General features: G+C 53.3%; 26 protein-coding genes and 2 tRNA genes. 13 read left to right on the top strand and 15 right to left on the bottom strand.

The window, feature by feature from the left end; translation table 11 throughout:
* Window positions 1-28 precede the first annotated feature (28 nt).
* Window positions 29-1009 (bottom strand): metal-dependent hydrolase, encoded by a 981-nt coding sequence (locus LJN55_RS07870; protein ID WP_227536359.1) that lies wholly within the window; start codon window positions 1007-1009, stop codon window positions 29-31.
* 25 nt (window positions 1010-1034) lie between these two features.
* Entirely contained in the window at window positions 1035-1700 is a 666-nt protein-coding gene (gene rutR, locus LJN55_RS07865; RefSeq protein WP_133840969.1) for an HTH-type transcriptional regulator RutR, read from the bottom strand.
* 299 nt (window positions 1701-1999) lie between these two features.
* Between rutR and rutA the strand changes: the two genes are divergently transcribed.
* Genes rutA through rutG form a run of 6 tightly spaced genes read left to right on the top strand, consistent with a single transcriptional unit; the run spans window position 2000 to window position 6986 of the window.
* Window positions 2000-3091 (top strand): pyrimidine utilization protein A, encoded by a 1092-nt coding sequence (gene rutA / locus LJN55_RS07860; protein ID WP_133840970.1) that lies wholly within the window; start codon window positions 2000-2002, stop codon window positions 3089-3091.
* Entirely contained in the window at window positions 3091-3837 is a 747-nt protein-coding gene (gene rutB / locus LJN55_RS07855) for a pyrimidine utilization protein B (protein ID WP_227535978.1), read from the top strand. The genes rutA and rutB overlap by 1 nt, the downstream gene beginning before the upstream one ends.
* Window positions 3838-3866: 29 nt before the next feature.
* Window positions 3867-4253 (top strand): pyrimidine utilization protein C, encoded by a 387-nt coding sequence (rutC, locus tag LJN55_RS07850; RefSeq protein ID WP_133840972.1) that lies wholly within the window; start codon window positions 3867-3869, stop codon window positions 4251-4253.
* A 10-nt stretch (window positions 4254-4263) separates the two neighbouring features.
* Window positions 4264-5088: a pyrimidine utilization protein D gene (gene rutD / locus LJN55_RS07845; protein WP_227535977.1), complete on the top strand. Its 825-nt coding sequence runs from the start codon at window positions 4264-4266 to the stop codon at window positions 5086-5088.
* Complete coding sequence (rutF, locus tag LJN55_RS07840; RefSeq protein ID WP_133840974.1) at window positions 5073-5606, top strand: NADH-dependent FMN reductase RutF; 534 nt, start codon at window positions 5073-5075, stop codon at window positions 5604-5606. Before rutD ends, rutF begins: the two co-directional genes overlap by 16 nt.
* A gap of 51 nt (window positions 5607-5657) precedes the next feature.
* Window positions 5658-6986, top strand: coding sequence for a pyrimidine utilization transport protein G (gene rutG / locus LJN55_RS07835; protein WP_133840975.1), 1329 nt, complete (start codon window positions 5658-5660; stop codon window positions 6984-6986).
* Between the two features lie 120 nt (window positions 6987-7106).
* On the opposite strand, the gene LJN55_RS07830 is transcribed toward rutG, so the two are convergent.
* Both LJN55_RS07830 and LJN55_RS07825 read right to left on the bottom strand, forming a co-directional pair.
* Entirely contained in the window at window positions 7107-8012 is a 906-nt protein-coding gene (locus LJN55_RS07830; protein WP_171149384.1) for a DMT family transporter, read from the bottom strand.
* A gap of 118 nt (window positions 8013-8130) precedes the next feature.
* Window positions 8131-8319, bottom strand: coding sequence for a con-10 family general stress protein (locus tag LJN55_RS07825; protein ID WP_227535976.1), 189 nt, complete (start codon window positions 8317-8319; stop codon window positions 8131-8133).
* Window positions 8320-8650: 331 nt separating this feature from the next.
* On the opposite strand from LJN55_RS07825, the gene LJN55_RS07820 reads away from it, so the two are divergent.
* Both LJN55_RS07820 and LJN55_RS07815 read left to right on the top strand, forming a co-directional pair.
* A complete protein-coding gene (locus LJN55_RS07820) occupies window positions 8651-8881 on the top strand; it encodes a YccJ family protein (RefSeq protein ID WP_133840978.1) in 231 nt (76 codons plus the stop codon).
* 168 nt (window positions 8882-9049) lie between these two features.
* Window positions 9050-10423: an NAD-dependent succinate-semialdehyde dehydrogenase gene (locus LJN55_RS07815; protein ID WP_133840979.1), complete on the top strand. Its 1374-nt coding sequence runs from the start codon at window positions 9050-9052 to the stop codon at window positions 10421-10423.
* Between the two features lie 133 nt (window positions 10424-10556).
* Here LJN55_RS07815 and agp read toward each other — a convergent pair whose 3' ends face one another.
* The 7 genes from agp to LJN55_RS07780 all read right to left on the bottom strand — a co-directional run bounded on the left by agp (window position 10557) and on the right by LJN55_RS07780 (window position 18449).
* A complete protein-coding gene (agp, locus tag LJN55_RS07810) occupies window positions 10557-12176 on the bottom strand; it encodes a bifunctional glucose-1-phosphatase/inositol phosphatase (protein WP_159337115.1) in 1620 nt (539 codons plus the stop codon).
* 304 nt (window positions 12177-12480) lie between these two features.
* The gene (locus LJN55_RS07805; protein ID WP_133840981.1) at window positions 12481-12984 is read right to left on the bottom strand and encodes a fimbrial protein; all 504 of its coding nucleotides are present in this window, start codon (window positions 12982-12984) and stop codon (window positions 12481-12483) included.
* Window positions 12981-13454: a LuxR C-terminal-related transcriptional regulator gene (locus LJN55_RS07800; protein WP_166653670.1), complete on the bottom strand. Its 474-nt coding sequence runs from the start codon at window positions 13452-13454 to the stop codon at window positions 12981-12983. Before LJN55_RS07800 ends, LJN55_RS07805 begins: the two co-directional genes overlap by 4 nt.
* 163 nt (window positions 13455-13617) lie before the next feature.
* The gene (locus LJN55_RS07795) at window positions 13618-14553 is read right to left on the bottom strand and encodes a fimbrial protein (RefSeq protein WP_133840983.1); all 936 of its coding nucleotides are present in this window, start codon (window positions 14551-14553) and stop codon (window positions 13618-13620) included.
* Window positions 14550-15299, bottom strand: a complete 750-nt coding sequence (locus tag LJN55_RS07790) for a fimbria/pilus periplasmic chaperone (RefSeq protein ID WP_133840984.1) — start codon at window positions 15297-15299, stop codon at window positions 14550-14552. Before LJN55_RS07790 ends, LJN55_RS07795 begins: the two co-directional genes overlap by 4 nt.
* A 5-nt stretch (window positions 15300-15304) precedes the next feature.
* Window positions 15305-17791 carry an outer membrane usher protein gene (locus LJN55_RS07785; RefSeq protein ID WP_227535975.1) on the bottom strand — a complete coding sequence of 829 codons (2487 nt, stop codon included), beginning with the start codon at window positions 17789-17791 and terminating at the stop codon, window positions 15305-15307.
* 130 nt (window positions 17792-17921) lie between these two features.
* Window positions 17922-18449, bottom strand: coding sequence for a fimbrial protein (locus tag LJN55_RS07780; protein ID WP_133840986.1), 528 nt, complete (start codon window positions 18447-18449; stop codon window positions 17922-17924).
* 403 nt (window positions 18450-18852) lie between these two features.
* Between LJN55_RS07780 and LJN55_RS07775 the strand changes: the two genes are divergently transcribed.
* On the top strand, window positions 18853-19704 hold the full coding sequence (locus LJN55_RS07775; protein ID WP_133840987.1) for a hypothetical protein: 852 nt from the start codon (window positions 18853-18855) through the stop codon (window positions 19702-19704).
* A 43-nt stretch (window positions 19705-19747) separates the two neighbouring features.
* Here the strand turns inward: LJN55_RS07775 and LJN55_RS07770 are convergent.
* Both LJN55_RS07770 and LJN55_RS07765 read right to left on the bottom strand, forming a co-directional pair.
* Window positions 19748-19835, bottom strand: a tRNA-Ser gene (locus LJN55_RS07770).
* Between the two features lie 245 nt (window positions 19836-20080).
* Window positions 20081-20168 (bottom strand) — tRNA-Ser (locus LJN55_RS07765).
* Between the two features lie 228 nt (window positions 20169-20396).
* Here LJN55_RS07765 and yccA point away from each other — a divergent pair.
* Both yccA and tusE read left to right on the top strand, forming a co-directional pair.
* A complete protein-coding gene (gene yccA / locus LJN55_RS07760) occupies window positions 20397-21053 on the top strand; it encodes an FtsH protease modulator YccA (RefSeq protein WP_133840988.1) in 657 nt (218 codons plus the stop codon).
* A gap of 104 nt (window positions 21054-21157) precedes the next feature.
* A complete protein-coding gene (gene tusE / locus LJN55_RS07755) occupies window positions 21158-21484 on the top strand; it encodes a sulfurtransferase TusE (RefSeq protein WP_133842087.1) in 327 nt (108 codons plus the stop codon).
* A gap of 3 nt (window positions 21485-21487) precedes the next feature.
* Here tusE and yccX read toward each other — a convergent pair whose 3' ends face one another.
* Window positions 21488-21766: an acylphosphatase gene (yccX, locus tag LJN55_RS07750; protein WP_133840989.1), complete on the bottom strand. Its 279-nt coding sequence runs from the start codon at window positions 21764-21766 to the stop codon at window positions 21488-21490.
* An 88-nt stretch (window positions 21767-21854) separates the two neighbouring features.
* Here yccX and rlmI point away from each other — a divergent pair, with 88 nt between their 5' ends.
* Window positions 21855-23045: a 23S rRNA (cytosine(1962)-C(5))-methyltransferase RlmI gene (gene rlmI, locus LJN55_RS07745; RefSeq protein ID WP_133840990.1), complete on the top strand. Its 1191-nt coding sequence runs from the start codon at window positions 21855-21857 to the stop codon at window positions 23043-23045.
* Between the two features lie 65 nt (window positions 23046-23110).
* Window positions 23111-23428, top strand: coding sequence for a heat shock protein HspQ (gene hspQ / locus LJN55_RS07740; protein ID WP_133840991.1), 318 nt, complete (start codon window positions 23111-23113; stop codon window positions 23426-23428).
* 29 nt (window positions 23429-23457) lie between these two features.
* On the opposite strand, the gene LJN55_RS07735 is transcribed toward hspQ, so the two are convergent.
* The gene (locus LJN55_RS07735; RefSeq protein ID WP_133840992.1) at window positions 23458-23871 is read right to left on the bottom strand and encodes a CoA-binding protein; all 414 of its coding nucleotides are present in this window, start codon (window positions 23869-23871) and stop codon (window positions 23458-23460) included.
* Window positions 23872-23885: the final 14 nt, after the last annotated feature.

The following is a 23885-nucleotide window of genomic DNA, read 5'->3' as shown; positions in this document are numbered from 1 at the left end:
GCAGGCCAGGTCAACCTTGCCTGCTGCATCAGAATCGTGACCACAGTTTATGCAGCGCCTGCCCCAGTGGAGGGCGCTGAACCGGCAAGCGTTCCGGTTTAAATGGCCCGTCTTGTAATGGCTCAGGGCCGAGATCAAAGGTAAAGTTGTAATTGGGTTCTTCCCCCATCCGCAGGTCAGTGATCGTAATATGATCCCCCACCCGCTTCATCGCATAAAAACCACGACTGAACCAGACCACGCGCTGTACATACCAGTTTCTGCTGTACTGTTGATACAGTGCCCTGCCGTTGTCATGAGGGGTAAGCGCCAGCGGCTTATCCGGGCTCAATAACGACCAAAATCCTTCCTGATAATCATCAGCCGACATCACCACCACACGCCACTGTACTGTGTTAAATGCCGTGGGCGTCACCAGCAGTCGCTCTGCGCTCACATGCTGCTGAACCAGCTGTTGCTTCACCTCGTGAGTGACCCATGCCTGCGCCACCATGCTCCAGACGAGATACAGGCAGCTCAGACTTAAGCCCAGCGTATTCCAGCGCCGCCCGTGACGGTGTCGCCATACCAGTGCCGCTATCAGCCCGACCAGCAAGGGCAGAGTATATAGCGGATCGATAATAAACATGCTGCCGATGGCAAAAGGACGATCGGTGAAAGGCAGCGCTAACTGCGTGCCATATACGGTGGTCAGGTCAAGAAGAGGATGAGTAATCAGCGCCAGCCACACTGCCGCCCACCAGCGTCCGAAAGCCTGCGGCTGGCGACACAGACGGCTGCACAACCCGGCAAGCAGCGGCGACGCCAGCGTCAGCCAGAACAACGCATGGCTCTCAGTGCGATGCAGAGTCATATTGCGGATGGCATCGCCGTGATCAATAAAGACATCCAGATCGGGCAGCGTACCACAAACCGCCCCCACGGCAGCCGCCTGCCATACCGGGGCTTTACGCCCCATCACGGCAACAGCGACCGATGCGCCCAATACCAGTTGTGAAACGGAATCCATCATCGCTCCCTGTTAATCACGGCTCTTAGCGTACGCGGATACCTTCAATCACCATACGCTGCACATTTTCGACCGTCTGGTTGAAGAAATGCTCATCATTCAGCGTCTGCCCGGTTATCGCCTCCACCTGGGTGGCGAAGTCAGCATAGTGCTGGGTCGTGGCCCACAACATAAAGATCAGATGATCAGGCTGAACAGCGGCCAGTTTTCCCTGCAAAACCCAGGTTTCTATGATGGCCGCCTTATCTTCAACCAGATGACGCAAATCCCCCGCCAGTTCGGCTTTAAGTAACGGTGCGCCTTGCAGCATCTCCATGCAGAACAGACGTGAAGCCTGAGGGTGATCGCGTGAAACCTCCAGTTTAAGACGAATATAATCGCGTATTGCCTCCAGAGGATGCTGATCGTGGCGCAGCGCGCGCAGCGGTGCCAGCCAGACATCCAGCAGATCCTTCAGCACAGCAATATAAAGTTCTTCTTTAGAGGGGAAGTAGTAAAGCAGATTGGTTTTCGATACATCTGCACGTTCGGCTACCTTATCCAGGCTGGTGCCATGAATGCCGAACTGTGAGAAAAACTCCAGCGCCGCAGAGAGAATAGCGGAACGCTTTGCAGCCACCGCGCGCGAGCGACGCGTCGGGGCTTTAGCCGGTAACTTATCAGTAGAATTCACCGTGACTCCATGATCCATGTGGGTTGCGGGGATAATAGCAAAACAGCTGACGCATACCTAATTAGCGCTGTCCCTTAGGCATGCACTCTAATTGACCATCCTCGCCTGCTTTTTGTGCAACCTTTTTTACCAAATGGTCTGAAATGGACCACTCATTCCACCAAAATTTTACAAACGAAAAACAATTCACTGTTTTAAATAACAATTTTCAAACTGGCACAGCCTTTGCAATTTGATTCACAGCGCCGCTTCAAAGGAAACTGCAGGATGCATCGCAGCGCCGGGATTCACTCTTTCACTCAAGCAGAGGATGTCACATGAAAATTGGTGTTTTTATCCCGATCGGTAACAACGGCTGGCTAATTTCTCAAAACGCGCCGCAATACATGCCGACCTTTGAACTGAACAAAGCGATTGTGCAGAAGGCAGAGCATTATCACTTCGATTTTGCGCTCTCTATGATCAAACTGCGCGGCTTCGGTGGCAAAACCGAATTCTGGGACCATAACCTCGAGTCCTTTACCCTGATGGCAGGCCTGGCCGCCGTCACCTCGCGCATTGAAATCTATGCCACCGCCGCCACCCTGACCTTGCCTCCGGCGATTGTGGCCCGCATGGCGTCAACCATCGACTCCATCTCTAATGGCCGCTTTGGCGTCAACCTGGTGACCGGGTGGCAGAAACCCGAATACGATCAGATGGGCTTGTGGCCGGGTGATGAATACTTCTCACGCCGTTACGACTATCTGACTGAATATGTCAGCGTCCTGCGCGATCTTTGGGGCAACGGTAAGTCCGACCTGAAAGGCGAGTTCTTTACCATGAATGACTGCCGCCTCAGCCCGCAACCGCAGAAACCGATGAAGGTCATCTGCGCAGGACAGAGCGACGCAGGCATGGAATTTTCAGCCAAACACGCCGACTACAACTTCTGTTTTGGTAAGGGTGTGAATACGCCAACCGCTTTCGCCCCGACGGCAGCTCGGATGAAAAGCGCAGCCGATGCACAAGGCCGCGATGTCGGCTCCTATGTGCTGTTTATGATCATCGCTGATGAAACCGATGAGGCCGCACGCGCCAAATGGGAACATTACAAAGCCGGTGCCGATGAAGAGGCGCTGTCGTGGCTGACCACCCAAAGCCAGCAGGACAAACGATCCGGCAGCGACACCAACGTACGCCAGATGGCCGACCCGACTTCCGCCGTGAATATCAATATGGGCACCCTCGTCGGCTCCTATGCCAACGTGGCGCGGATGCTCGACGACGTTGCCACGGTGGAAGGCACCCACGGCGTGCTGCTGACCTTCGATGACTTCCTGCAAGGTATTGAGAACTTTGGCGAGCGTATCCAGCCGCTGATGCAGTGCCGTATCGATGTGATTGATGCTGCACAGGAGGTGGCATAATGAATAACAAACCTGCTGTTGTGTGCACTACCGCATCCACCCAAAACGCTATCACCCTGCCCGCGCGCCCGGAAGCGATTGTCTTCCCACCGGAGCAAACGGCGCTGATCGTCGTGGATATGCAGAATGCTTATGCCACCACCGGCGGCTATCTCGATCTCGCCGGGTTTGACGTGTCGGCCACTCGCCCGGTCATCGATCAGATCAATGTGGCGGTCAAGGCTGCCCGTCAGGCCGGGATCCAGGTGATTTGGTTCCAGAACGGCTGGGACGATCAGTACGTCGAAGCTGGCGGACCCGGTTCACCGAACTGGCATAAATCGAATGCGCTGAAAACCATGCGCCAGAACCCGGAACTGCAGGGCACGTTGCTGGCAAAGGGTGGCTGGGATTATGAGCTGGTCGATCAGCTGACACCGCAGCCGGGCGATATCGTGCTGCCTAAACCGCGCTACAGCGGCTTCTTTAATACTGCACTCGACAGCATGCTTCGCAGTCGGGGCATCCGTCATTTAGTGTTTACCGGCATTGCCACCAACGTTTGCGTGGAGTCCACCCTGCGTGACGGTTTCTTCCTTGAATACTTCGGCATCGTCCTTGAGGACGCCACCTATCAGGCAGGTCCACTGTTTGCCCAGCAGGCCGCCCTGTTCAATATTGAAACCTTCTTTGGTTGGGTGTCTGACGTCGGCAGTTTCTGCTCGGCATTACAAACGGAACCGGCCACTGCGGCCCAGACAGCCTGACACCTGCTTTTTAAACGGAGAAAAAAACAATGCCAAAAACGATTATTACCCCACCAGGCACCAGCGTACCGATCGCCCCTTTTGTTCCGGGAACGCTGGCCGATGGCGTGGTGTATGTCTCCGGCACGCTGCCGTTCGATAAAGACAATAATGTGGTTCACGTGGGAGATGCCGCCGCGCAAACCCGACACGTGCTGGAAACGATTAAGAGCGTGATTGAAACCGCAGGCGGCACAATGGATGACGTGACATTTAACTCCATTTTTATTACCGACTGGAGCAACTACGCTGCCGTGAACGCGGTGTACGCAGACTATTTTCCCGGCGAAAAGCCCGCCCGCTTCTGCATTCAGTGCGGACTGGTGAAACCCGATGCGCTGATTGAAATCGCCAGCGTGGCGCATATCGGTAAATAAGGAGTGACTCATGCATATTGAGCTGTCAGGTCGCGATGAACCCGGGGCCAGAACCGTAGTGTTATCTGCCGGACTGGGCGGACTGGGGAGTTTCTGGTTGCCGCAAATGAATGCGCTACGCGCGGCATTTCGCGTGGTGGTTTACGACCAGCGCGGCACCGGAAAAAGTCCGGATACGCTGCCTGAAGGCTACAGTATGTCGCAGATGGCCAGTGAGCTGGCGATGCTGCTGGAACAGCACAATATTATGCAGTTCGATATAGTTGGCCATGCGCTCGGTGGCATGGTTGCCCTACAGCTGGCACTCAACTACCCCGAACGTGTGTCGCGGCTGGTGCTGGTTAACGGCTGGTTACAACTGGATGCACACACCCGTCGCTGTTTCCGCGTACGCCAGGATCTGCTGCTTAATGTCGGGGTCGAGGCTTATGTTCGTGCCCAGCCACTGTTTCTTTATCCCGCTGACTGGCTGTCGGAACATCAGGCACGTATTGAAGCTGAAGATACGCTGCATACGGCGCATTTTCAGGGTATGGATAACTTGCTCAAGCGCCTGCATGCGCTGATGGCCTGCGACTACAGTTCTCATGCCGCGCAGATTACCCAGCCCGTGCTGTTGCTCTGTTCACGCGACGACCTGCTGGTGCCATGGACCTGTTCCGAACAACTGCTGGCAGCATTGCCGCACGCCACCCTGCAACGCATGAACTGGGGTGGCCACGCTATGAGTGTCACCGACGCTTCCACCTTTAATCACCTGCTGATGGGCTGGCTGCAAGATGACAGCCTGGCCGCGAATACCGCTGATATGGAGTCACTATGGCAGAAACCTTGAATACCCTGGCACCCACCCCGCCTGTCACCGGCGTGGAAAAGCAACAATTCCGCGATGCGATGGCACGCCTGGGTGCCGCCGTCAATATTATCACCACCGATGGCCCTGCCGGACGTGCCGGATTTACTGCCTCGGCGGTGTGTAGCGTCACCGACACACCACCGACGCTGCTGGTGTGCCTGAACCGTTCCGCATCGGTGTATGAGACCTTCAGAGAAAACAGACAGCTTTGCGTGAATACGCTGGCGTCCGGTCATGAAGCGCTATCTAACCTGTTTGGCGGTAAAACGCCGATGGCCGAGCGATTTATCGCCGCTGACTGGTCAACGCAGGTCACCGGATCGCCGATCCTCAGCGGCGCACTGGTGTCGTTTGACTGTCTGGTGACACAGGTGATGAGCGTCGGCACCCACGATATTTTAGTGTGCGAGGCACAGGCACTGGTGTTCAGCGACAGCAATCATGGCCTGATCTATTTCGATCGTGGCTACCACCCGTTACCACAACGTAGTTTCTGATCCCGGGCTTTACTCGCCGGTCAATGCAGTGCTCACACTCTGGAGATAACGATGGCAGGTTCCTGGTTCCCTCAATGGTCGAAAACGACGGCGTCGACAACCGGTATTGTCGCGCCTGATGAAACACTGCCCCTCGGGCAAACGGTAGTGATGGGCCTGCAGCACGCGGTCGCCATGTTTGGTGCCACCGTGCTGATGCCTTTGCTGATGGGGCTGGACCCGAACCTGTCGATCCTGATGTCGGGCGTGGGTACGTTGCTGTTCTTCCTGATCACCGGAGGCCGCGTACCCAGTTATCTGGGCTCCAGCGCGGCGTTTGTGGGCGTGGTGATCGCCGTGACGGGCTTTAGCGGTCAGGGACTGAACCCGAACCTCAGCGTGGCGCTGGGTGGCATCATTGCCTGCGGTCTGGTTTACACCCTGATCGGTTTTGTGGTGATGAAAGCAGGCACCCGCTGGATAGAAAAATTGATGCCGCCCGTGGTGACGGGTGCCGTTGTCATGGCGATTGGTCTGAACCTGGCACCGATTGCCGTGCGCGGCGTTTCAGCCTCGATGTTCGATAGCTGGATGGCAGTCATGACTGTGTTGTGTATCGGCGTGGTCGCGGTATTCACCCGCGGCATGGTGCAGCGCCTGCTGATCCTCGTTGGGCTGATTGTCGCTTGGGCAATCTATGCGCTGCTGACCAACGGCTTTGGATTAGGGAAACCCGTCGACTTCAGCCTGCTGGCGAATGCCCCCTGGTTTGGCATGCCGCTGATCACCAGCCCGACGTTCAGTACTCAGGCCATGGTGATGATTGCGCCGGTGGCGGTCATTCTTGTGGCCGAAAACCTCGGACATATCAAGGCCGTAGCCGGTATGACCGGACGCAATCTTGACCCTTATATGGGCCGGGCATTTGTCGGTGACGGGGTGGCAACGATGTTATCCGGCGGCGTTGGCGGCAGCGGCGTCACCACTTACGCGGAAAATATCGGCGTGATGGCGGTGACGAAAGTTTACTCCACGCTGGTCTTTGTCGCCGCGGCTCTGATTGCCATGGTACTGGGCTTCTCACCCAAATTTGGCGCTCTGATTCATACCATCCCGGGGCCTGTTATTGGCGGCGCATCAATCGTTGTGTTTGGTTTGATTGCGGTAGCCGGTGCTCGCATTTGGGTACAGAACAATGTCGATCTCAGCCAGAATGGTAATCTGATTATGGTTGCCGTGACACTGGTACTGGGTGCGGGAGATTTCGCACTAAAAATCGGCAGCTTTACGCTCGGTGGGATCGGTACGGCAACGTTTGGGGCGATTTTACTGAACGCCCTACTCAGCCATAAACGCGCCGCCGCACTCAGCGGCAGTAGTGTAGTGCGTCAGGATCATTAATCCCTCTGTACGAATGTGCGGGTCGGGCATGCCCGACCCCTACGAAACAATTCGGTCCACATGTCCCATCCACAGCTGAACACTTCGTTCATCTCGTAGAGATGAGGCATGCCATCCGTTTTACGCAGGCTTTTCAGGGGCCGCTTTTCTCCGTTTCAGCTTCAGCTCACTGATCAGCACGCCCAGTACGATCAGTGCCCCGCCCAGCAGGGCGATAGCCGGCAATCGCTCCCCGGCAATACGCCCGACAATCCCGGCCCAAACCGGCTCACCCGCATAGATGACCGTGGCTCGCGTTGGCGACACGCTGCGCTGCGCCCAGTTCATCGTCACCTGGATCAGTGCGCTGGCGATGCCCAGTCCGATGGCGCTGTAGAGAAGATAAGGACTGAACGGCGGCACCGACTCACCATTCGGAACCATCATCACAAAGCCAAAAAGGGAAGCCGCCGCCAGCTGGATCACGGTGACTCGCTGCACATTGACGTTTCCTGCACTGGCGCTGATCAGGATGATCTCCGCCGCGATGGCCAGCGTGCTCAACAACGTGGCAATCTCTCCGGCGTTGAACGCCATCTCACCGCTTTCCGGCCCCGCCAACAGCAGCAGACCGCCAAAAGCCAGCACGATACCCACCCACGACATCAGCCCGGGCATTCTGCCAAGAAAAACCCACTGCAACAGCGGCACCAGCGGCACATAGAGCGCCGTGATAAACGCCGATTTGCTGCTGGTAATCGTCTGCATGCCGTAGGTTTGCAAACCATAGCCAAGGCCAATCGCCAGACCAATCAGCGCCCCCGCTTTCACCTCATACCAGGTGACACCCCGCAGAACCCGCCATGAAATCAGCCCGAGCAACACGGCCGCTGTAGCAAAGCGCACGCCGATAAAAAAGAAGGGGCCGCTGACCGTCATGGCATGATGCACGGCGAGGAAGGTGCCGCCCCAGACCATCGTGATCAGGATCAGCACCCCTTCCTGGGGGTTCACTGCAAATTTATAACGTGATAAAAAACCGGACATTGGCGCACTCTGCTGGAAATTTGGCGTCAGTGTGCTGCGTTCGCTGCGGGGGGGCAAGCGTTGAAAATGGGGGGATGTTTATGCCGCCGGAGAACCCGGCGGCGGGCGGCATGGCTGCTTAGTTACCGTCATCGGTCTTACTTTTGCTCCCGCGACTGTTGCGGCCACCTTTTTCTCCTGCCAGAGAGGCGCGCTGATGATCGTTCTTAAAATTCCCCCCGCTGACCTTGCCGCCTTTACGCCCGGCTTCTGATGCTCTTTGACGGTCTTCAGCGAAATTTCCAGATCCACCACGATGTTCTGCCATTTCTTACCTCCGAATAGTTAAGACATCATACTGCATTGTGCCCGTGCTCAGCTGGCGTTTCCCGGCAACAATGGCGGCAAACGCTGGCCTGCCGCGTTGTTAAGCATAGTGTATTCAACTAAGGATGCATCGCTGACTCGCCATTTCCTGTGCCAGATAGCCCCGAATGCACTGATTTATCCCCTTAATTTTTATTAATGCATTGTGGCAAAAAATGTGAACGCGCTGTTTTTTTAAGCAAACATTGATTGCACCACGAGCAGGCAACGCGCACTCTTCTATACTGACGAATCAGGCATTGAACGGACAACATCAACCACAGGAGAGCGTTATGGCAACACAACAATCGAAAGCGCATCACGTTGGCGAATGGGCAAGTCTGCGCGGAACGTCACCCGAAATCGCCGAAGCTATCTTTGAGGTCGCGAATTACGATGAGCGTCTGGCCGAAGCTATCTGGCAGCAACAGGGTAGCGATGAGGTCCTGCTGCGCGCCTTTGATAAGACCGGTGCAGATGTGCTCACCTGGGATAATAAGGTGGTTGAGCGCAGGAACGTCTGATACCCCATCGGCGGGTATCTGCGCCCGCCGTTTCAACGCTTACATTTTGCAACTGAGACTCCTCTGAGAACCCACCAACCTGCCGTCATGTCGTCTACGCTTAATGCTGGGTTGACATACTGACAGCCAGAACCCGGCTGATTACTGACACTATCCAAAGGAGGCGTAATGCCGTACCAGACGATTAATCCCGCAAGTAATAAGCTGATCAAGTCCTGGCCTGACCATAGCGACAGCCAGATTGAACAGGCGCTGGCCACCGCCGATGCGCTGTATCACTCTGACTGGTCCAAAGGCGATCTCCAGCCCCGAGTGCAGGTGCTGAAAAAACTGGCAGATTTGATTGATAGCCGTGTTGACGAACTGGCCGAAGCGGCCAGTATTGAGATGGGAAAACTGATTGAGCAAAGTCGCGGTGAAGTGCAACTCTGTGCACAGATTGCCCGCTACTATGCCGAGAATGCCGGGCGTTTTCTTGCGCCAACGCCCTACCCCAGTGAACTTGGCGAGGCCTGGGTAGAGAACCATCCGATTGGCGTTCTGGTGGCCGTTGAGCCCTGGAACTTCCCGTTTTATCAGCTAATGCGTGTGCTGGCGCCTAACCTCGCTGCCGGAAACCCGGTGCTGGCAAAACATGCGCAAAATGTTCCGCACTGTGCCGTGTTATTCGAGGCTCTGGTGACCGAAGCCGGTGCGCCAGCGGGGGCGTGGACCAATATCTTCGCCAGTAACGATCAGGTGGCAGCGCTGATCGCTGATGACCGTGTGCAGGGTGCCGCTCTCACCGGTTCCGAGCGTGCAGGCAGCGCAGTGGCACAGCAGGCGGGGAAATATCTGAAAAAGACCACGCTCGAACTGGGCGGCAACGATGTGTTTGTGGTACTGGACGACAGCGACCTGGAGAAAGCCGTGAAGGCCGGTGTTGGTGCCCGCCTGAGCAACTGCGGCCAGGTGTGTACCGCCGCCAAACGCTTCCTGGTGCATGAGAAGGTGGCCGATCGCTTCCTGGAAAAAATGACCGAGGCATTTAAGGCGGTGAAAATTGGCGATCCACTTGATGCCAGCACCACTCTCGGCCCACTCTCCTCCGCTGAGGCACGCGATCGTCTGCATAAGCAGGTTCAGCAGGCGAAAGAGAAAGGCGCTAACGTGCTGCTCGGTGGTGCGCCCGTACCGGGTGACGGCTGTTTCTATCAGCCCACCATCCTGACCGGCATCACACGCGACAATCCGGCGTACTTTGAAGAGTTCTTCGGACCGGTGGCTCAGATCTATGTGGTGAAAAATGACGATGACGTGGTGAAACTGGCCAATGATTCGCACTACGGACTGGGTGGCGCCGTGTTCACGAAAGATATCGCCCGTGGCAAAGCACTGGCTTCGCGGATTGAAACCGGGATGGTGTACATCAACTCGTCGAGCAATACCGCGGCAGAACTGCCCTTCGGGGGCGTGAAACGGTCAGGATATGGTCGTGAACTTTCCGACCTCGGCATTAAAGAGTTTGTGAACCAGAAACTGGTTGTGATCAGTAAGGATTAAGGATGTGTCGGGAGTCGTCTTCTTTAGCCGCTCCCGCTCATCAAAATATCGCCATTAAAAAAGGGGCGACCTGTTAAGCAGGTCGCCCCTTTTCATCTCTGAACGTGGGGAGACGTCAATGCCTCCCCCCAGATCAGTTAGCTGCAGGTTTCGCGTCTGGCGCGCTTTCTGCTTTTGCTTTGTCCGCTTTCGCTTTATCCGCTGCGGCTTTATCGGCAGCCGCTTTGTCTGCGGAGGCTTTGTCTGCTGCCGCTTTATCTTTTGCGGCCTGTTCAGCGGCGGCCTTATCTGCAGCGGCTTTCTCTTTCGCTGCTTTATCTGCAGCGGCTTTATCAGCAGCCGCTTTCTCCGCAGAGGCTTTGGCCTGAGCCGCTTTATCCGCTGCGGCCTGGTCTGCGGCCGCTTTGTCCGCCAGTGTCTTATTGACGACGGCTTTTTCGTCAGCCGGTTTGGTCGCCGGGGTAGCTGGCGCAGCAGCCGGTGCCTGTTCAGCCACCTGTAACGGCGTTCCCTGCAACGACTTGTTCAGAACCTGAGTGAACTGATCCCATGAACAGAAACCGTTAGCATCGGTCGGACAACCAGCCATTTGCAGAGTGACACGCTTCGGTGGGTTATCCAGGGACAGAGCTTCCGCATCACGCAGCTGGCTGGACGTCTGGTAGACGTATTCCACCTTCACCAGCTCACGGTCATTTTTCTTATCATGCCAGCGCTGGAACTGCACCATACCGCCAATCGGCGTTTGCTCGTTTTGTCCTGGCAGATCATAAGGTTTGAAATCAAGGGCTGTCAGCAGTGACGCGATATTCGAATCATGGCCAACCATTAAGGTTACTTTAGGCGCAGTGGCTTGATCCTGATCGACCAGCAAGCTGCGGATGTAGTCCACCAGCGGGGCAGCCACTTCACGTGCGACAATCGGAGAGGTGAACAGCGTGTCCTGATAACCATTTTTGATCGCCGCCAGTTCTTTCCACTGCTCAGGCGTTTTGATCTGCCCCCAGGCGACCTGCTCCATCGGGAAGCCTTCGTAATATTGTAGGGTGAAGGCATCAACCAGTGAGTTCCCCACCTTCAGCGGGCCAGACACATTCGGTTCTTTACCGTTATCGGCACTGAATTTGTTCTGGTTATCGCTGGAAAGATCACACTGCTTTTTACCGTCACAGGCAGGTGAATTTTTATAGTCGATGATTTTTTCCAGACGCTGGAAAGCGGGTTTCAATGCCAGCTTCTCGCCTTCGCCGTTAATCGCGGTCAGCGCCTGTTTGTTAAAATCTTCACTGCCGTTGGTGATCACCGGATTAAACACCGGGTCCATCGATCCCATCTCATCCTGATGAGAAACGGCAACATCACAGCCAGGGAAAGCCCCCGCCACGAAGAACTGGGCGGTAGCAACGGTGCGTTGCAGGCTGTTTGCATAAGCATAGACGTCATCAGGTGCCGGACACTCACCGTCTTTTACCAAGCCCTGCTGTGCCAGCCATTCACGGGTATAGCGCCCCATATACACTTCCAGCACGCCGCCTTTGGTGGTCAGCTGTCCACCCGCTACATCCCACTTCGGCCAGGCTTTTTTTGTCGCCTGTGCCAGTACGCTGCCGTTATCCGCTAAGGGAGCACGCAGATTGTGGCGGCTCATCATCAGCACTTGTTCCAGCTGGTAATCACTATCAGCAGCCCAGGCAGGAACCCCGGAAAGTGCGGAGCAAACGGCTAACGCACAAAGACTATACTTGTTGATCATGTGTGTATTCCATTGATTCAAAGGGGTAAACTGGCTGGCTGGCCTAACATGCAGCGCAGAAATAAATCAGCGCATCGGCACTGACTCACCACAACCGCTCTCCAGAGTACAAGCCAGATGCTCATAGAAAGATGAATAGTGAGAATATAGCAGACTCTGCACCCGGCGGTTTAGTGGCTTCAGGAGTTTGAAAAGAAACAAGATGTTTTTAGGAATGATCTAATCGCCCACCCGTGAAGAAAATAACAGGAAGCCGGGGAAAACAGAAGGGTGTTCGTCCCGGTTACGCCCTGTTTCTTATGGCTCAGAGGTATTCCACCGTAAACAGTACCTGAGTCTGAAAGCTGCCGCTGCTCACCACCGCTGCACGTCCTTTCAGTACCGAGGAAAAACGGAGCTGATTATCGCCATTATTAATGCGCTGCCATGCAACAGGCTGGTTATTGAATACCTGCTGCCCGAAGCGGTCACGAACGGCAATACCCACGGTAGTGTTACCCTGCCCGACCGAAAATAAACCATCAGGAAACGCCGTACCCTGGAAAGTCACGCGTACCCGATTTTTCAGCGAGGTACTGCAGCGCAGCAGATCCAGCGAAAAGTCCACCGCTGCGGACTCATGCCCGTTCTGCAGCGCAGAAGCACTGACATCACCAAAGTTGACCTGGATATTATCGGCCCCCGGAGAGATAGAGCATGGGGCATCCACCACCACGCCAGAAATATTAATTTTTCCATAGCCGTTATCCGCGCCTTCACAGCTAAAAGCAACCGCCAGGCACAACCACGCTGACCCGTATCGTGTCATGATCGTTCCCCTTCTGATAATGAGGAATAAAATAACCAGTGATAAAGTTCCAGATTTTTTTGCATCCCCAGTTTCAACATCACCGAACGTTTGTAAGTACTGATGGTTTTAGGATGTAAAGCCATGCTGGCTGCAATCTGGCGCGGTGTTAAGCTGCTGCGCAAATGTGCAATGAGCATTTTCTCGCGTGGCGTAAGGACATCTTCTTTGACCGCCCGCGGGTCGATAAGGGTAATCAGCCGATTTTTATCCGGTATCAGTTGCTTAAACACCTTGCCCAGTTGTTCCAGTGACTGCCTGGGGTGAAGATGCCGTGTGGGGTAACGTTGCAGGCCTGGCGGTAATCCTCTGCAGCTTTCTTCAAACGAATGATGAACCACGACTAGCTGGCTTTCTGCTGTCATCATCCGCCCGAACTGCAGCGAGGCACAGAGTGAAACGGCATCCAGTCCCGTCAGTAACAGGTCCACTTTTTTGACCGGCCTGGTCGATAGCCTCCTGACAGTATGCGGATACTGAGACTGTAGAAAGCGCAGAACCCCCTCGACAAAGAAACGGTCATGATCGAACATTACCAGCGTTAAACAGCGTGGATCGGACATCTTTTCTCCTTGACCCGAATAGCAACTGGCTTTATTGCAGACTCATTACCAATACCGCCGTGGCGTTGAATGGCCCGGTAGCCACCGCCGCATTGGAGGATCTGAGCAGCACGAAGCTGAAATCATCGCCGCCCACACCATGGGTAATCCGGCTACTGATGCTGTCGAACGGACGGACCAGTTTGCCCTGATGGTAAATCTGTACCGCCAGGTCAGGATTGGTGGTTTTAATCGCGTTGCCCGAGAAGCTGCTGACATCCGCTGATAGCGTCATTTTTATCGGCCAGCTACTGGTATCTTTACACTGATAGGGAATGTGCACTTCACGGCGGAACGGCGACAGGGTCGCGCTCTGGCTTAACTGATTACGCGCGATATAGCCAAAACTCACATCAATATCCTGCCCGTTGTTGATCGCACAGGTACCGGAGGTGTAGTAAGCATCATTGGCAGCAATCACCCGCCAGTTAGCGGTAAACACGCCGCCGGCGGGCGCGCTCCATTTATACATCTGCATACTGGCCACAACGGTACCGGCCTTGATATACACGCCGCGCCCTGGATTATCTTTCAACTGATAGAACGCTTTAACCTGCAGATCATGCCAGTTACCATCGCGCAGCTCATAAATCGTCAGCGCTGAGGTTATCGGGTTGAGATAGCGCTTACCGTTAATCTCCAGACCGCTGTTGAAAGAGGCATCCAGCGAGGTTTGATAGGTCCCGGCATTGATGCGCATATAGTCGACGTAGCGGGCAGGGATGGTGTTTTGACAGGTAAAGTATTGGGACAGATCGAACACCACTACGTCACCGATCATAATTTCCGGCGACAGGTTAACGGTGACATCAATATTGCGCTGTCCGACAGCATCAAACGCTTTACCATCGCGTTTATCAATGCAGGAGAAGGCCAGCGCCTTTAGCGGCAGCAGCATTACGATCAGCCAGAGCATCAAACGTTTCATGCTTGTGTGATGACCTTACAGGTCATCCCATGGCAGCGGAATATCAGGCTGGATCGGCCACCAAAATCATTGACGTATTGGAGTACCGGCGCGTCCCCCAACGCAGCGGGGCTGACATTCAGCTCCACGTCAGCACGCGGGGCAACCATCACCGGGGTGAAGTCCTTAAGAGGCTCCTCTCCCTTGCCGTGGCTGGCTTCAATAATCGTGATGTAGTAACCCGTGGGATTGTGCAAACGGTAGCGCCCTCCTTTGCGGACCAGCTGCACCTGCTGTTGAATCGGTGAGGCATATTGCGCGGACGAAATCTGCAGCGCCTCCGGGCGATAGAATAATTTTATTTTCGTCTGCAACGCGATTTGCAGCGTATTTGGCTGATCGGAGCGCGGTGGAATTTCGCGCAGGTTAAAATAAAATAACGTTTCTTTATCCTGGGAAAGTAAATTCACCGAAGAAAGCGACTGTATCTTTATCTGGCTTTTATCACCGGCCTCTATGCGCTGTACTGGCGGCAGTACCGTTAACGGTGAATTCACTTTTTCACCTTGTTCATTCTCAATCCAGCCCTGAGCAAGATAAGGAAGCCGGGGATTTTCATTGGCAATGGTCAGGCTGACCGACGGGTTTCCTGCATCCAAAATAATACGGGTACGATCGAGAGAAAGAGCCGCCTGCGACCAGGATGAAAAAAAGACTATACCGGCGGCAAGGGTATTCAGCACCCCCGTGCTTGTTGACTGTTTCATTACATTTATTCCTTGATTTGATTCTGGGGCTTACCCGACATCGCGTGGTCGCCGATACACGGCAGTAGAAGATTATCCAGCCTGTCTTTATTCAATAGCGGCAGCGTAATCTGGCACTGTTGTCTGCCATCCCAGGAGACGCTCAAATGTACTCCTGACTGCATGCCACTGAGATAAACGCTGCCGCCATCCGCCACCAACCCCACCGCCTGTTGACGGGCATTCATCACCTGTGCTCCGAACGGCGGGGATGTCCCCTCTTCCAGACGGATAACGGCCATCGCTTTCAATCCCGCCAGTACCGGAAAATGACGATAACCAATCGCCCCTTCGGTGAGCGTGGCGTGCACAATGGATGAGGTAACTTCGGCGTTTTCCGGCAGTTTATTAATATCAATGCCCACCTGATTTCGGTAATAGCTGCTGATATCGGAAATCACTAATTTCCCGCGACTATTGCTGTAAACAATTCCGCCGTTGGCCCGCACTGGAATATTGGCAACACCGTCGGTATCCAGTAATAAACGCGTTCCCCCAGGAGAGTTCTGACGGTGCGCCGCTACCCCTTTTGCTGTCGCGGTTATTCCACCTTTCAACGAGGCGCCAAAGGCCTGATAATTATCTTGCTGCACATTGACGCTTCCGGTTAGCTGTGCACTACTGCCATCATGCAGATAATATCCGGACAGGGTATTACTGCTATTGGTGGTTCCGGCACTGAGACTGTAACTGTCGTTATTATTTATCTGGTTGTAATAATTAACCTGCTGGCTGTTATTATTTCGCCCACTCGAACCGCTATAGCTGAGAGTGCCCTGATGACCAATAGGTAATGATAAAGAGAGATAAAGCCCTTTATCACTCAGTTGGTTATAACGGTTCTGCCAGGCAGAGAATGAAAGGCTGGCATTTTTCCACTGCAGAATGTCGAAGTAGCGCGACAATGCCAGGCTATAGCGTTCGCTTTCCGGCCTGTCCCAATAGGTTTGACGGTTGTAACTGAGCTGTGCGCTGGTTCCCAGTGCCCGCAAATCCTGAGCCAGCGTGACGGTGTACATTTCACGGCTGTTGCTTTGCCCGTTACCGTGACGTTCGGCATCGAGAAATGCATCCATCGTCATAAACTCGCGTTCAGAAAAGCGATAGCCGGCAAAGGTGACCTGACTGCCATAATCGTCAAAGCGTTTGGAATAGCTCAGTCGGTATGAATTCCCCTGACGGGTATCTCCCCACGGAAGTCGGGCCACCGAATGAGTCACGTCAAAAGACATGGCACCGAACACCAGCAGATCGCGACCAATCCCGCTGGCAAGCGCCTGATAGTGCTCACTGCCGATCGCTCCGCCATACAGCGACCAGCCGTTATTCACTCCCCAGGAGAATTCGCCGCTGGCAAACTGCGGCCCACTCATACTGTGCTGCCCGTTTATCGGCTGCCCCAGCGCCATTTTGTAACGCAACTGTCCGGGACGCGTCAGATAGGGGATCGTCGCGGTGTTAAGGGTGAAAGTCTGAACCGACCCATCCTCTTCTTCGATACGAACCTGTAATTCCCCCAGCACTGAATCATCAATATCCTGGATGCGGAACGGCCCTGCGGCCACCTGAGTCTGATAAAGGACACGTCCCTGATGCATCACGACGACTCTGGCGTGGGTACGCGCCACACCGGTAATTTCCGGTGCGTAGCCACGGAGGTTGGGAGGTAACATATTGTCATCGGTGATCAGGCTGACACCAGCAAAGCGGAAGCTGTCGAAAATATCAGAGACCAGATAGTCCTCACCGACTACCAGCCTGGCTCCGCTTTCCGGCAGCGCGCGTGAGGCAGAGTAACGCGTCCAGTCGAAGGTATTGCGCGTAGTACCATTGAGTGTGTCGCGACGCCCCTGCCAGTCTGCACGTAGCCGCCAGGGACCGAGATTGGCACCGGCGACGCCTGTTCCGGTGGTGGTTCGCTGCTCACCGGCATGAGGGGTAAAACGGACCTGGCTATTCAGGTTGTAATCAAACAGCACGCCAGGGATCCCCTCATCCCAACGCGAGGGAGGATCCCAGTTGGCGGACTGATAGTTGAGGAATGCCTGTGGCACACTAATCGCCAGCGTTGTGGTGGAAAGATCGCCCCTTGCCTGCATTCCTTTCAGGCTGCGAATATCGAGGCACTGCCCCTCATGCCACCACTTCAACGTACTGACAGATTCGGATCGCAGCCCCAGCTCGCTGACGAGTTGCGCATCAAGGCACGGCAGGCTCGTCTCAGGATGGTCTTCCGCTAAATAAAAATTGATGACGCGTTCTGCCAGCGGATCGTTATTCAGACGGATATTCATGGGGTAACGACCCGGCATGATGTAGCCCTTATGGGTAAAATTCGATACATCAATATTCTGACGGTCTTCCACATCAAACAGATCGGTATTGAACTGAATATCATCAGCATGAACACGACCACCCCATACCGCCAACCCCAGAAAAATGGAAATAGCCAATATCCCTGGAAATTTTATTTTTAATGTTACTTTTTCCATAATTAAGCAGGCGGAGGATCCGTTTTCGTCTGATAAACAAATAAATAGCGCCCGGGATCCCGGACGCCATGTTCATCCGGCAAAAAGGATATCAGGGATAAGCCAGGGTGAAATTTGTGACCGCGGTGAATGCACCCGTGCCTACAGCAACAGGTTCATCGGTTGTACCATCACCTTTCAGTGCTGCGGTGAATTGCAGAGTGTTCGCACCACCATTAATATTCTGTGCTGTAGTTGCTGTACCCAGCTCGATTTTCTTGCCGCTACCATCGCGCAAAAGAATACTGGCACCGCTTGCTTCTCCGGTAATACCCAGTCGGCCATCCACACCGGATTTACCGGTAAAGGTCGCGGTTACCGTTTTTTTCGTGCTGTTATCGCAGTTCTGTAAATCAATGGTAAAAGGGATCGCAGTCTGCTCTCCGCCGTTAGCCAGCAATGTATTCGACACCTGCCCCAGAGGGATTTTCTGGTCGTCAACATTGGGTGCAATTGAGCAAGGTGCATTGACGATTGAACCGTAAAAAGTAATTTTACCACTTCCTTCATCGGCGGCATTAACTGCACCTGACGCTGCGATAGTGAAAAGTGAAATAGCAGCGATTTTTTTAATTTCCATTTAGATATCCTTGAGTTTTATCTGTCTTGCAGAATGATCCATCCTCACAAAAGCTCCGGCTTTAGTTTACTTAAATGACAGCCAGACTCATCTCGGGTATTCCGTTGTGAAGTGCCGCAATACTAATCCGATCTTTCATCAAGTCACTGTCCATTTTTGTTGTTAATTTAAAAACCTTAAAAAACATAAAGTTAAATATATTATTAACATTGTGATAGCATTTTTAAGTGGAGCGATATATTCAACAACAACTAAACACATGTAAAACAAGGTGTTTATTATCCAGCTATCGAATCCATAGAGAAAAACGCAAAGCAAAATATCTTAGTTGGTTGACACAATCACCTGTGGCAAATAAGATAATTCTTATCAATTTTAAAATAAGAAAATAAGATATTTACGTATGCCTTTTGTTAGTAGGAAGAAGTTAGCGCTGGAAGTTAAGCTAAAAAGTATGTCCAGGGAATTCAGGGAGAGGAGTAAGATTGATGATGCCATTCAATGCCACTATGATCTTTTACTTAAACAGTACTTAACTAATCCGCTCTATTTCAAGACTCTGTTCAAGGCAAACAGATTTATTGTCGGCTCAGCCATATTAGGTATTTACTACACACGTTCAGGTAGTACGTTTAAAGACATTAAACGATTTTGTATTGGAAATGACCTGTTTAGCAGTAATTCACTGGATTCTTTTTTGCTTTTTTTGCGCGTGGGGGGAAGACTGGAGGTTTATCGCGATGCAAAAGATAAACGTAAGCTCAACTATAAACCGACAACGAAAGCGCTGGCAGAAACCCGGCGCATGATTAACACGATGCTGATTCCTTGTGCCATGTTGATAGATGATTTTGATTTAAACTTTTATCAAAAACATCCAAATTTTGTGCCGGAATTCTTCCGCACTTACTCAGAGATCACCCTGAATCGGTTATTTCTGCATGATTTGGTGCCAGGCAGCGGCGAGTTTTTGAGTCGGGATGGCGGTCATATGATTATGTTTAATATCTATCTTGAGAGCATCAAACAGAAATCACCGATCATTCATTACAATATTCTCAAAGCCGCTTTTTTCTGTGGCGTCTCAAGGTCACATATTCGGCGCTGCCTACAGGCAGCAGAGCAGGTCAATCTGCTGAAGATACAGGACGAGTCACAGCAACTCGCACTTTCTCAGGAATTTATTGATATGGTAAAAGATTATTTTTGTATTTATCTGGCGACTGTTGAACACGGGTTATCTGGGATGCGATAAAACGAAAAACCCCGCGCTGTTGCCAGCACGGGGTCAGAATGGATGGTGGAAGCGTAGAGATTCGAACTCTAGAACGGTTTCCCGTCGCCGGTTTTCAAGACCGGTGCCTTCAGCCACTCGGCCACGCTTCCACACGGTTATCAGCTTTGCTTAAGAAGACTCTCGCTAACTGATGGAGCGCAGTATAGGAGATGTTTTTCACTTTGCCAACACTATTTTTCGCTACTTTGTTGATTTTGTGAGCATTTGTGATTGTTTGCTGTAAATTTCAGCAATAGAGATCAAAAAGGAGAAAAAAGCCGCAGCAGCACATCACCCGCTTTTTTATTTCGCGCATAGCAAAACGGGCCAGCTTACGCTGACCCGTTGGATTTGATGGTGGAAGCGTAGAGATTCGAACTCTAGAACGGTTTCCCGTCGCCGGTTTTCAAGACCGGTGCCTTCAGCCACTCGGCCACGCTTCCACAATGGGGCGCACTATAAACATCCCTGTTCTGCTTGTAAAGTGAGTTTTGTATCAACTGCCAAAAAAAAAGCCTCAAACGGTTTGATTGTCGCTAATATCGCCATCTTGTTTAAAGAATCAGCGGATTAGCGCGTAAAGAAGGGTAAAACGCCTTTCCCCACCGCCATCTGCTCCTTATTCTGCATGATAGTCTGAGTCTTACTTTCGTGACCCTAAGAGGTGATTTATGGATCGCATTGTTTCGTCCACGCGCGACAGCTCGTTACTGAGCACGCACACAGTCCTGCGTAATACTTATTTTCTGCTCGGCCTGACCTTAGCGTTCTCAGCGGTGACTGCCACGCTAAGTACTGTGTACGCGCTGCCGGCACCCGGTTTAATACTGATGCTGGTCGGCTTTTATGGTCTGATGTTCCTGACCCATCGCCTGGCTAACAGCCCGGCGGGTATTCTGGCGGCCTTTGCCTTTACCGGTTTCCTGGGTTATTGCCTGGGCCCAATCCTGAACAGCTTCCTGTCTGCTGGAATGGGTGATGTGATCGGGCTGGCATTAGGGGGCACAGCATTAGTCTTCTTCTGCTGTTCAGCCTATGTGCTGACCACCCGTAAGGACATGTCTTTCCTTTCCGGGATGCTGATGGCGGGCTTTGTGGTGCTGTTGATTGCCGTCGTGGCCAATATCTTCCTTAACATCCCTGCCCTGCATATGGCGATCAGCGTGCTGTTTGTGCTGTTCTCTACCGGGGCCATTCTGTGGGAAACCAGCAACATCATTCACGGTGGCGAAACCAACTATATCCGCGCCACCGTCAGTCTGTATGTTTCTATCTACAACATCTTTGTCAGTCTGCTGAGCCTGCTGGGTATGTCACGCAGTAACTAAGTCATACAAACAACGTTATTAAAGCCCCGCACTGCGGGGCTTTATTTTTGCTGGGCCAAAAGTTTGGTAAACTGATCGCCGATTTTTAGTGTGAGGCAATGACAGTGCAGTTTGACGGGAAAGAGATTGAACGTGACGCTCAGGGATATTTGAAATCTACTGCCGCGTGGAGCGAAGGGCTGGCCCCGCTGTTAGCCGCAGAGGAAGGGATTGAATTAAGTGAGGCCCACTGGGAGGTGGTGCACTTTGTGCGCGCCTTCTATCTGGAGTTCAATACCTCCCCGGCGGTGAGAATGCTGGTGAAAGCGATGGCACAAAAGTACGGCGAAGAGAAAGGTAACAGCCGCTATCTGTTCCGACTGTTTCCAAAAGGCCCTGCGAAGCAGGCAACAAAAATTGCCGGACTACCAAAACCTGCCAAGTGCCTGTAAACATTAAATCGTGCTAAATCCGTGCGGAAGGTGTGCGGGATGGTGTGGCTCCGCCAGCACCTTCTCCACGCGGGCGCTGCGTGGCCCACCTGCTTTTAGCCACGCCAGCAGGGCCTCAACCTGCTGCGCCTCACCGCAGGCCAGCACTTCAACACTGCCGTCATCCAGATTTTTGGCATACCCCTTCACGCCCAGCGCTTTTGCTTCCCGCTGAGTGCTGTAACGAAACCCGACGCCCTGAACACTACCGTGGACCCATACGCGGATGCAGATGATTGCCATTTTCTCTCCTCTTGCCAACACCGATTGCTTTTTCGTGGTCGGCACCGGACAATATCGACTGATTCTCTGAGTGTAAGCATAGCAAAATATGACTGTTCGTTTGATTCTTGCCAAAGGACGTGAAAAGTCCTTACTTCGTCGCCATCCGTGGGTTTTCTCAGGGGCAGTTGCCCGTATGGAAGGCAAAGCCCAGTCGGGTGAAACTATTGATGTCTGTGACAGCCAGGGTAAATGGCTGGCACGTGCCGCCTGGTCACCGGAATCGCAGATCCGCGCCCGCGTGTGGAGCTGGCAGCAGGATGAGTCGATTGATATCGATTTCTTCGTACGCCGTTTACAGGCCGCGCAGCAGCTGCGTGACTGGCTGGCGCAGCGCGATAACCTTGACAGTTACCGACTGATTGCCGGTGAGTCTGATGGCTTACCGGGTATCACCATCGACCGCTTCGGCAACTTCCTGGTGCTGCAACTGCTTTCTGCCGGTGCTGAGTATCAGCGAGCACCGCTGATTACCGCTCTGCAGACCTGCTACCCGGATTGTGCTATCTATGACCGCTCTGATGTCAGCGTGCGTAAAAAAGAGGGTCTGGAACTGACCCAGGGCGTAGTGCTGGGTGATACTCCGCCTGAGCTGCTGCCGATTACCGAACACGGTATGAAACTGCTGGTCGACATTCAGACCGGGCATAAAACCGGTTACTACCTTGATCAGCGTGACAGCCGCCTGGCAACCCGCCGCTACGCGGAAGGCCGTCGTGTGCTCAACTGCTTCTCTTATACCGGTGGGTTTGCGGTATCGGCGCTGATGGGTAACTGCTCAGAAGTGATCAGTGTAGATACCTCACAGGCTGCGCTGGATGTGGCCCGCCAGAACGTGGAGCTGAACGGTCTGGATGTGAGCAAAGCGAAGTTCCAGCGTGACGATGTCTTTAAATTGCTGCGCCGTTATCGCGAGGAAGGCGAAAAATTCGATCTGATCATCATGGATCCGCCGAAATTTGTTGAGAACAAAAACCAGTTGATGGGTGCCTGCCGTGGTTATAAAGACATCAATATGCTGGCGATGCAGTTACTCAATCCTGGCGGGATGCTGATGACCTTCTCCTGCTCAGGCCTGATGGCGACTGACCTGTTCCAGAAAATCATTGCCGATGCCGCCCTTGATGCACAGCGCGACGTTCAATTTATTGAGCAGTTCCGTCAGGCTGCCGATCACCCGGTTATCGCCAGCTATCCGGAAGGAATGTATCTGAAAGGATTTGCCTGCCGCGTGTTGTAACTTGAAAACGCTGCCTTTGCCTCCATATATATAGAGATAAGGGCAACTTTTCTCAGGAGGTTACGATGATTGCCAGCAAATATGGTATCGGACAACAGGTACGCCACCAGCTACTCGGTTTTCTCGGGGTTATTGTTGATGTCGACCCGGAATACTCATTAACCGAGCCCGCTATAGACGAGGTTGACGGCGCCGAAACGCTTCGCTCCTCACCCTGGTATCACGTGGTGATGGAAGATGATGATGGTCAGCGGGTGCAAACCTACCTGGCAGAAGCGCAAATCGCATGGGAATCACCTGGTGAACATCCTGAACAGCCCTCTCTAGATGAACTGGCGGCATCAATCCGCCAGCAGCTCCAGGCCCCCAGCCTCAGGCATTAAAAAAACCCCGTTAACACGGGGTTTTTTTGTTATTTTTCCAGCCCCAGGCGGGGAATTTCAATTTTCGGGCAGCGGTCCATGATCACCTTCAACCCGGCTTCTCCAGCCAGAACAGCGGCCTGTTCGTTGATCACGCCAATCTGGAACCACAGCGATTTTGCGCCAATAGCAATCGCCTCCTGCGCCACACCCCACGCAGCCTCCGTATTGCGAAAGACATCGACCATATCAATGCTGTGGGGAATATCACTCAGTTCAGCGTAAACGGTTTGCCCCAGCAAAGTACTGCCTGCCAGTTTGGGGCTAACCGGGATGACCTGATAACCTTGTGACAACAGGTAAGCCATCACACCGTAACTTGGCCGCCCGGGTTTATCACTGGCGCCGACCAGTGCAATGGTTTTTGTCGATGTCAGAACATCAGCGATGGTTTTATCACTCATTGTTGCCTCCATTT

This window comes from Erwinia rhapontici (assembly GCF_020683125.1).
Classification (GTDB): Bacteria; Pseudomonadota; Gammaproteobacteria; order Enterobacterales; family Enterobacteriaceae; genus Erwinia; species Erwinia rhapontici.
This window is presented reverse-complemented; position numbering and strand designations above follow the sequence as displayed.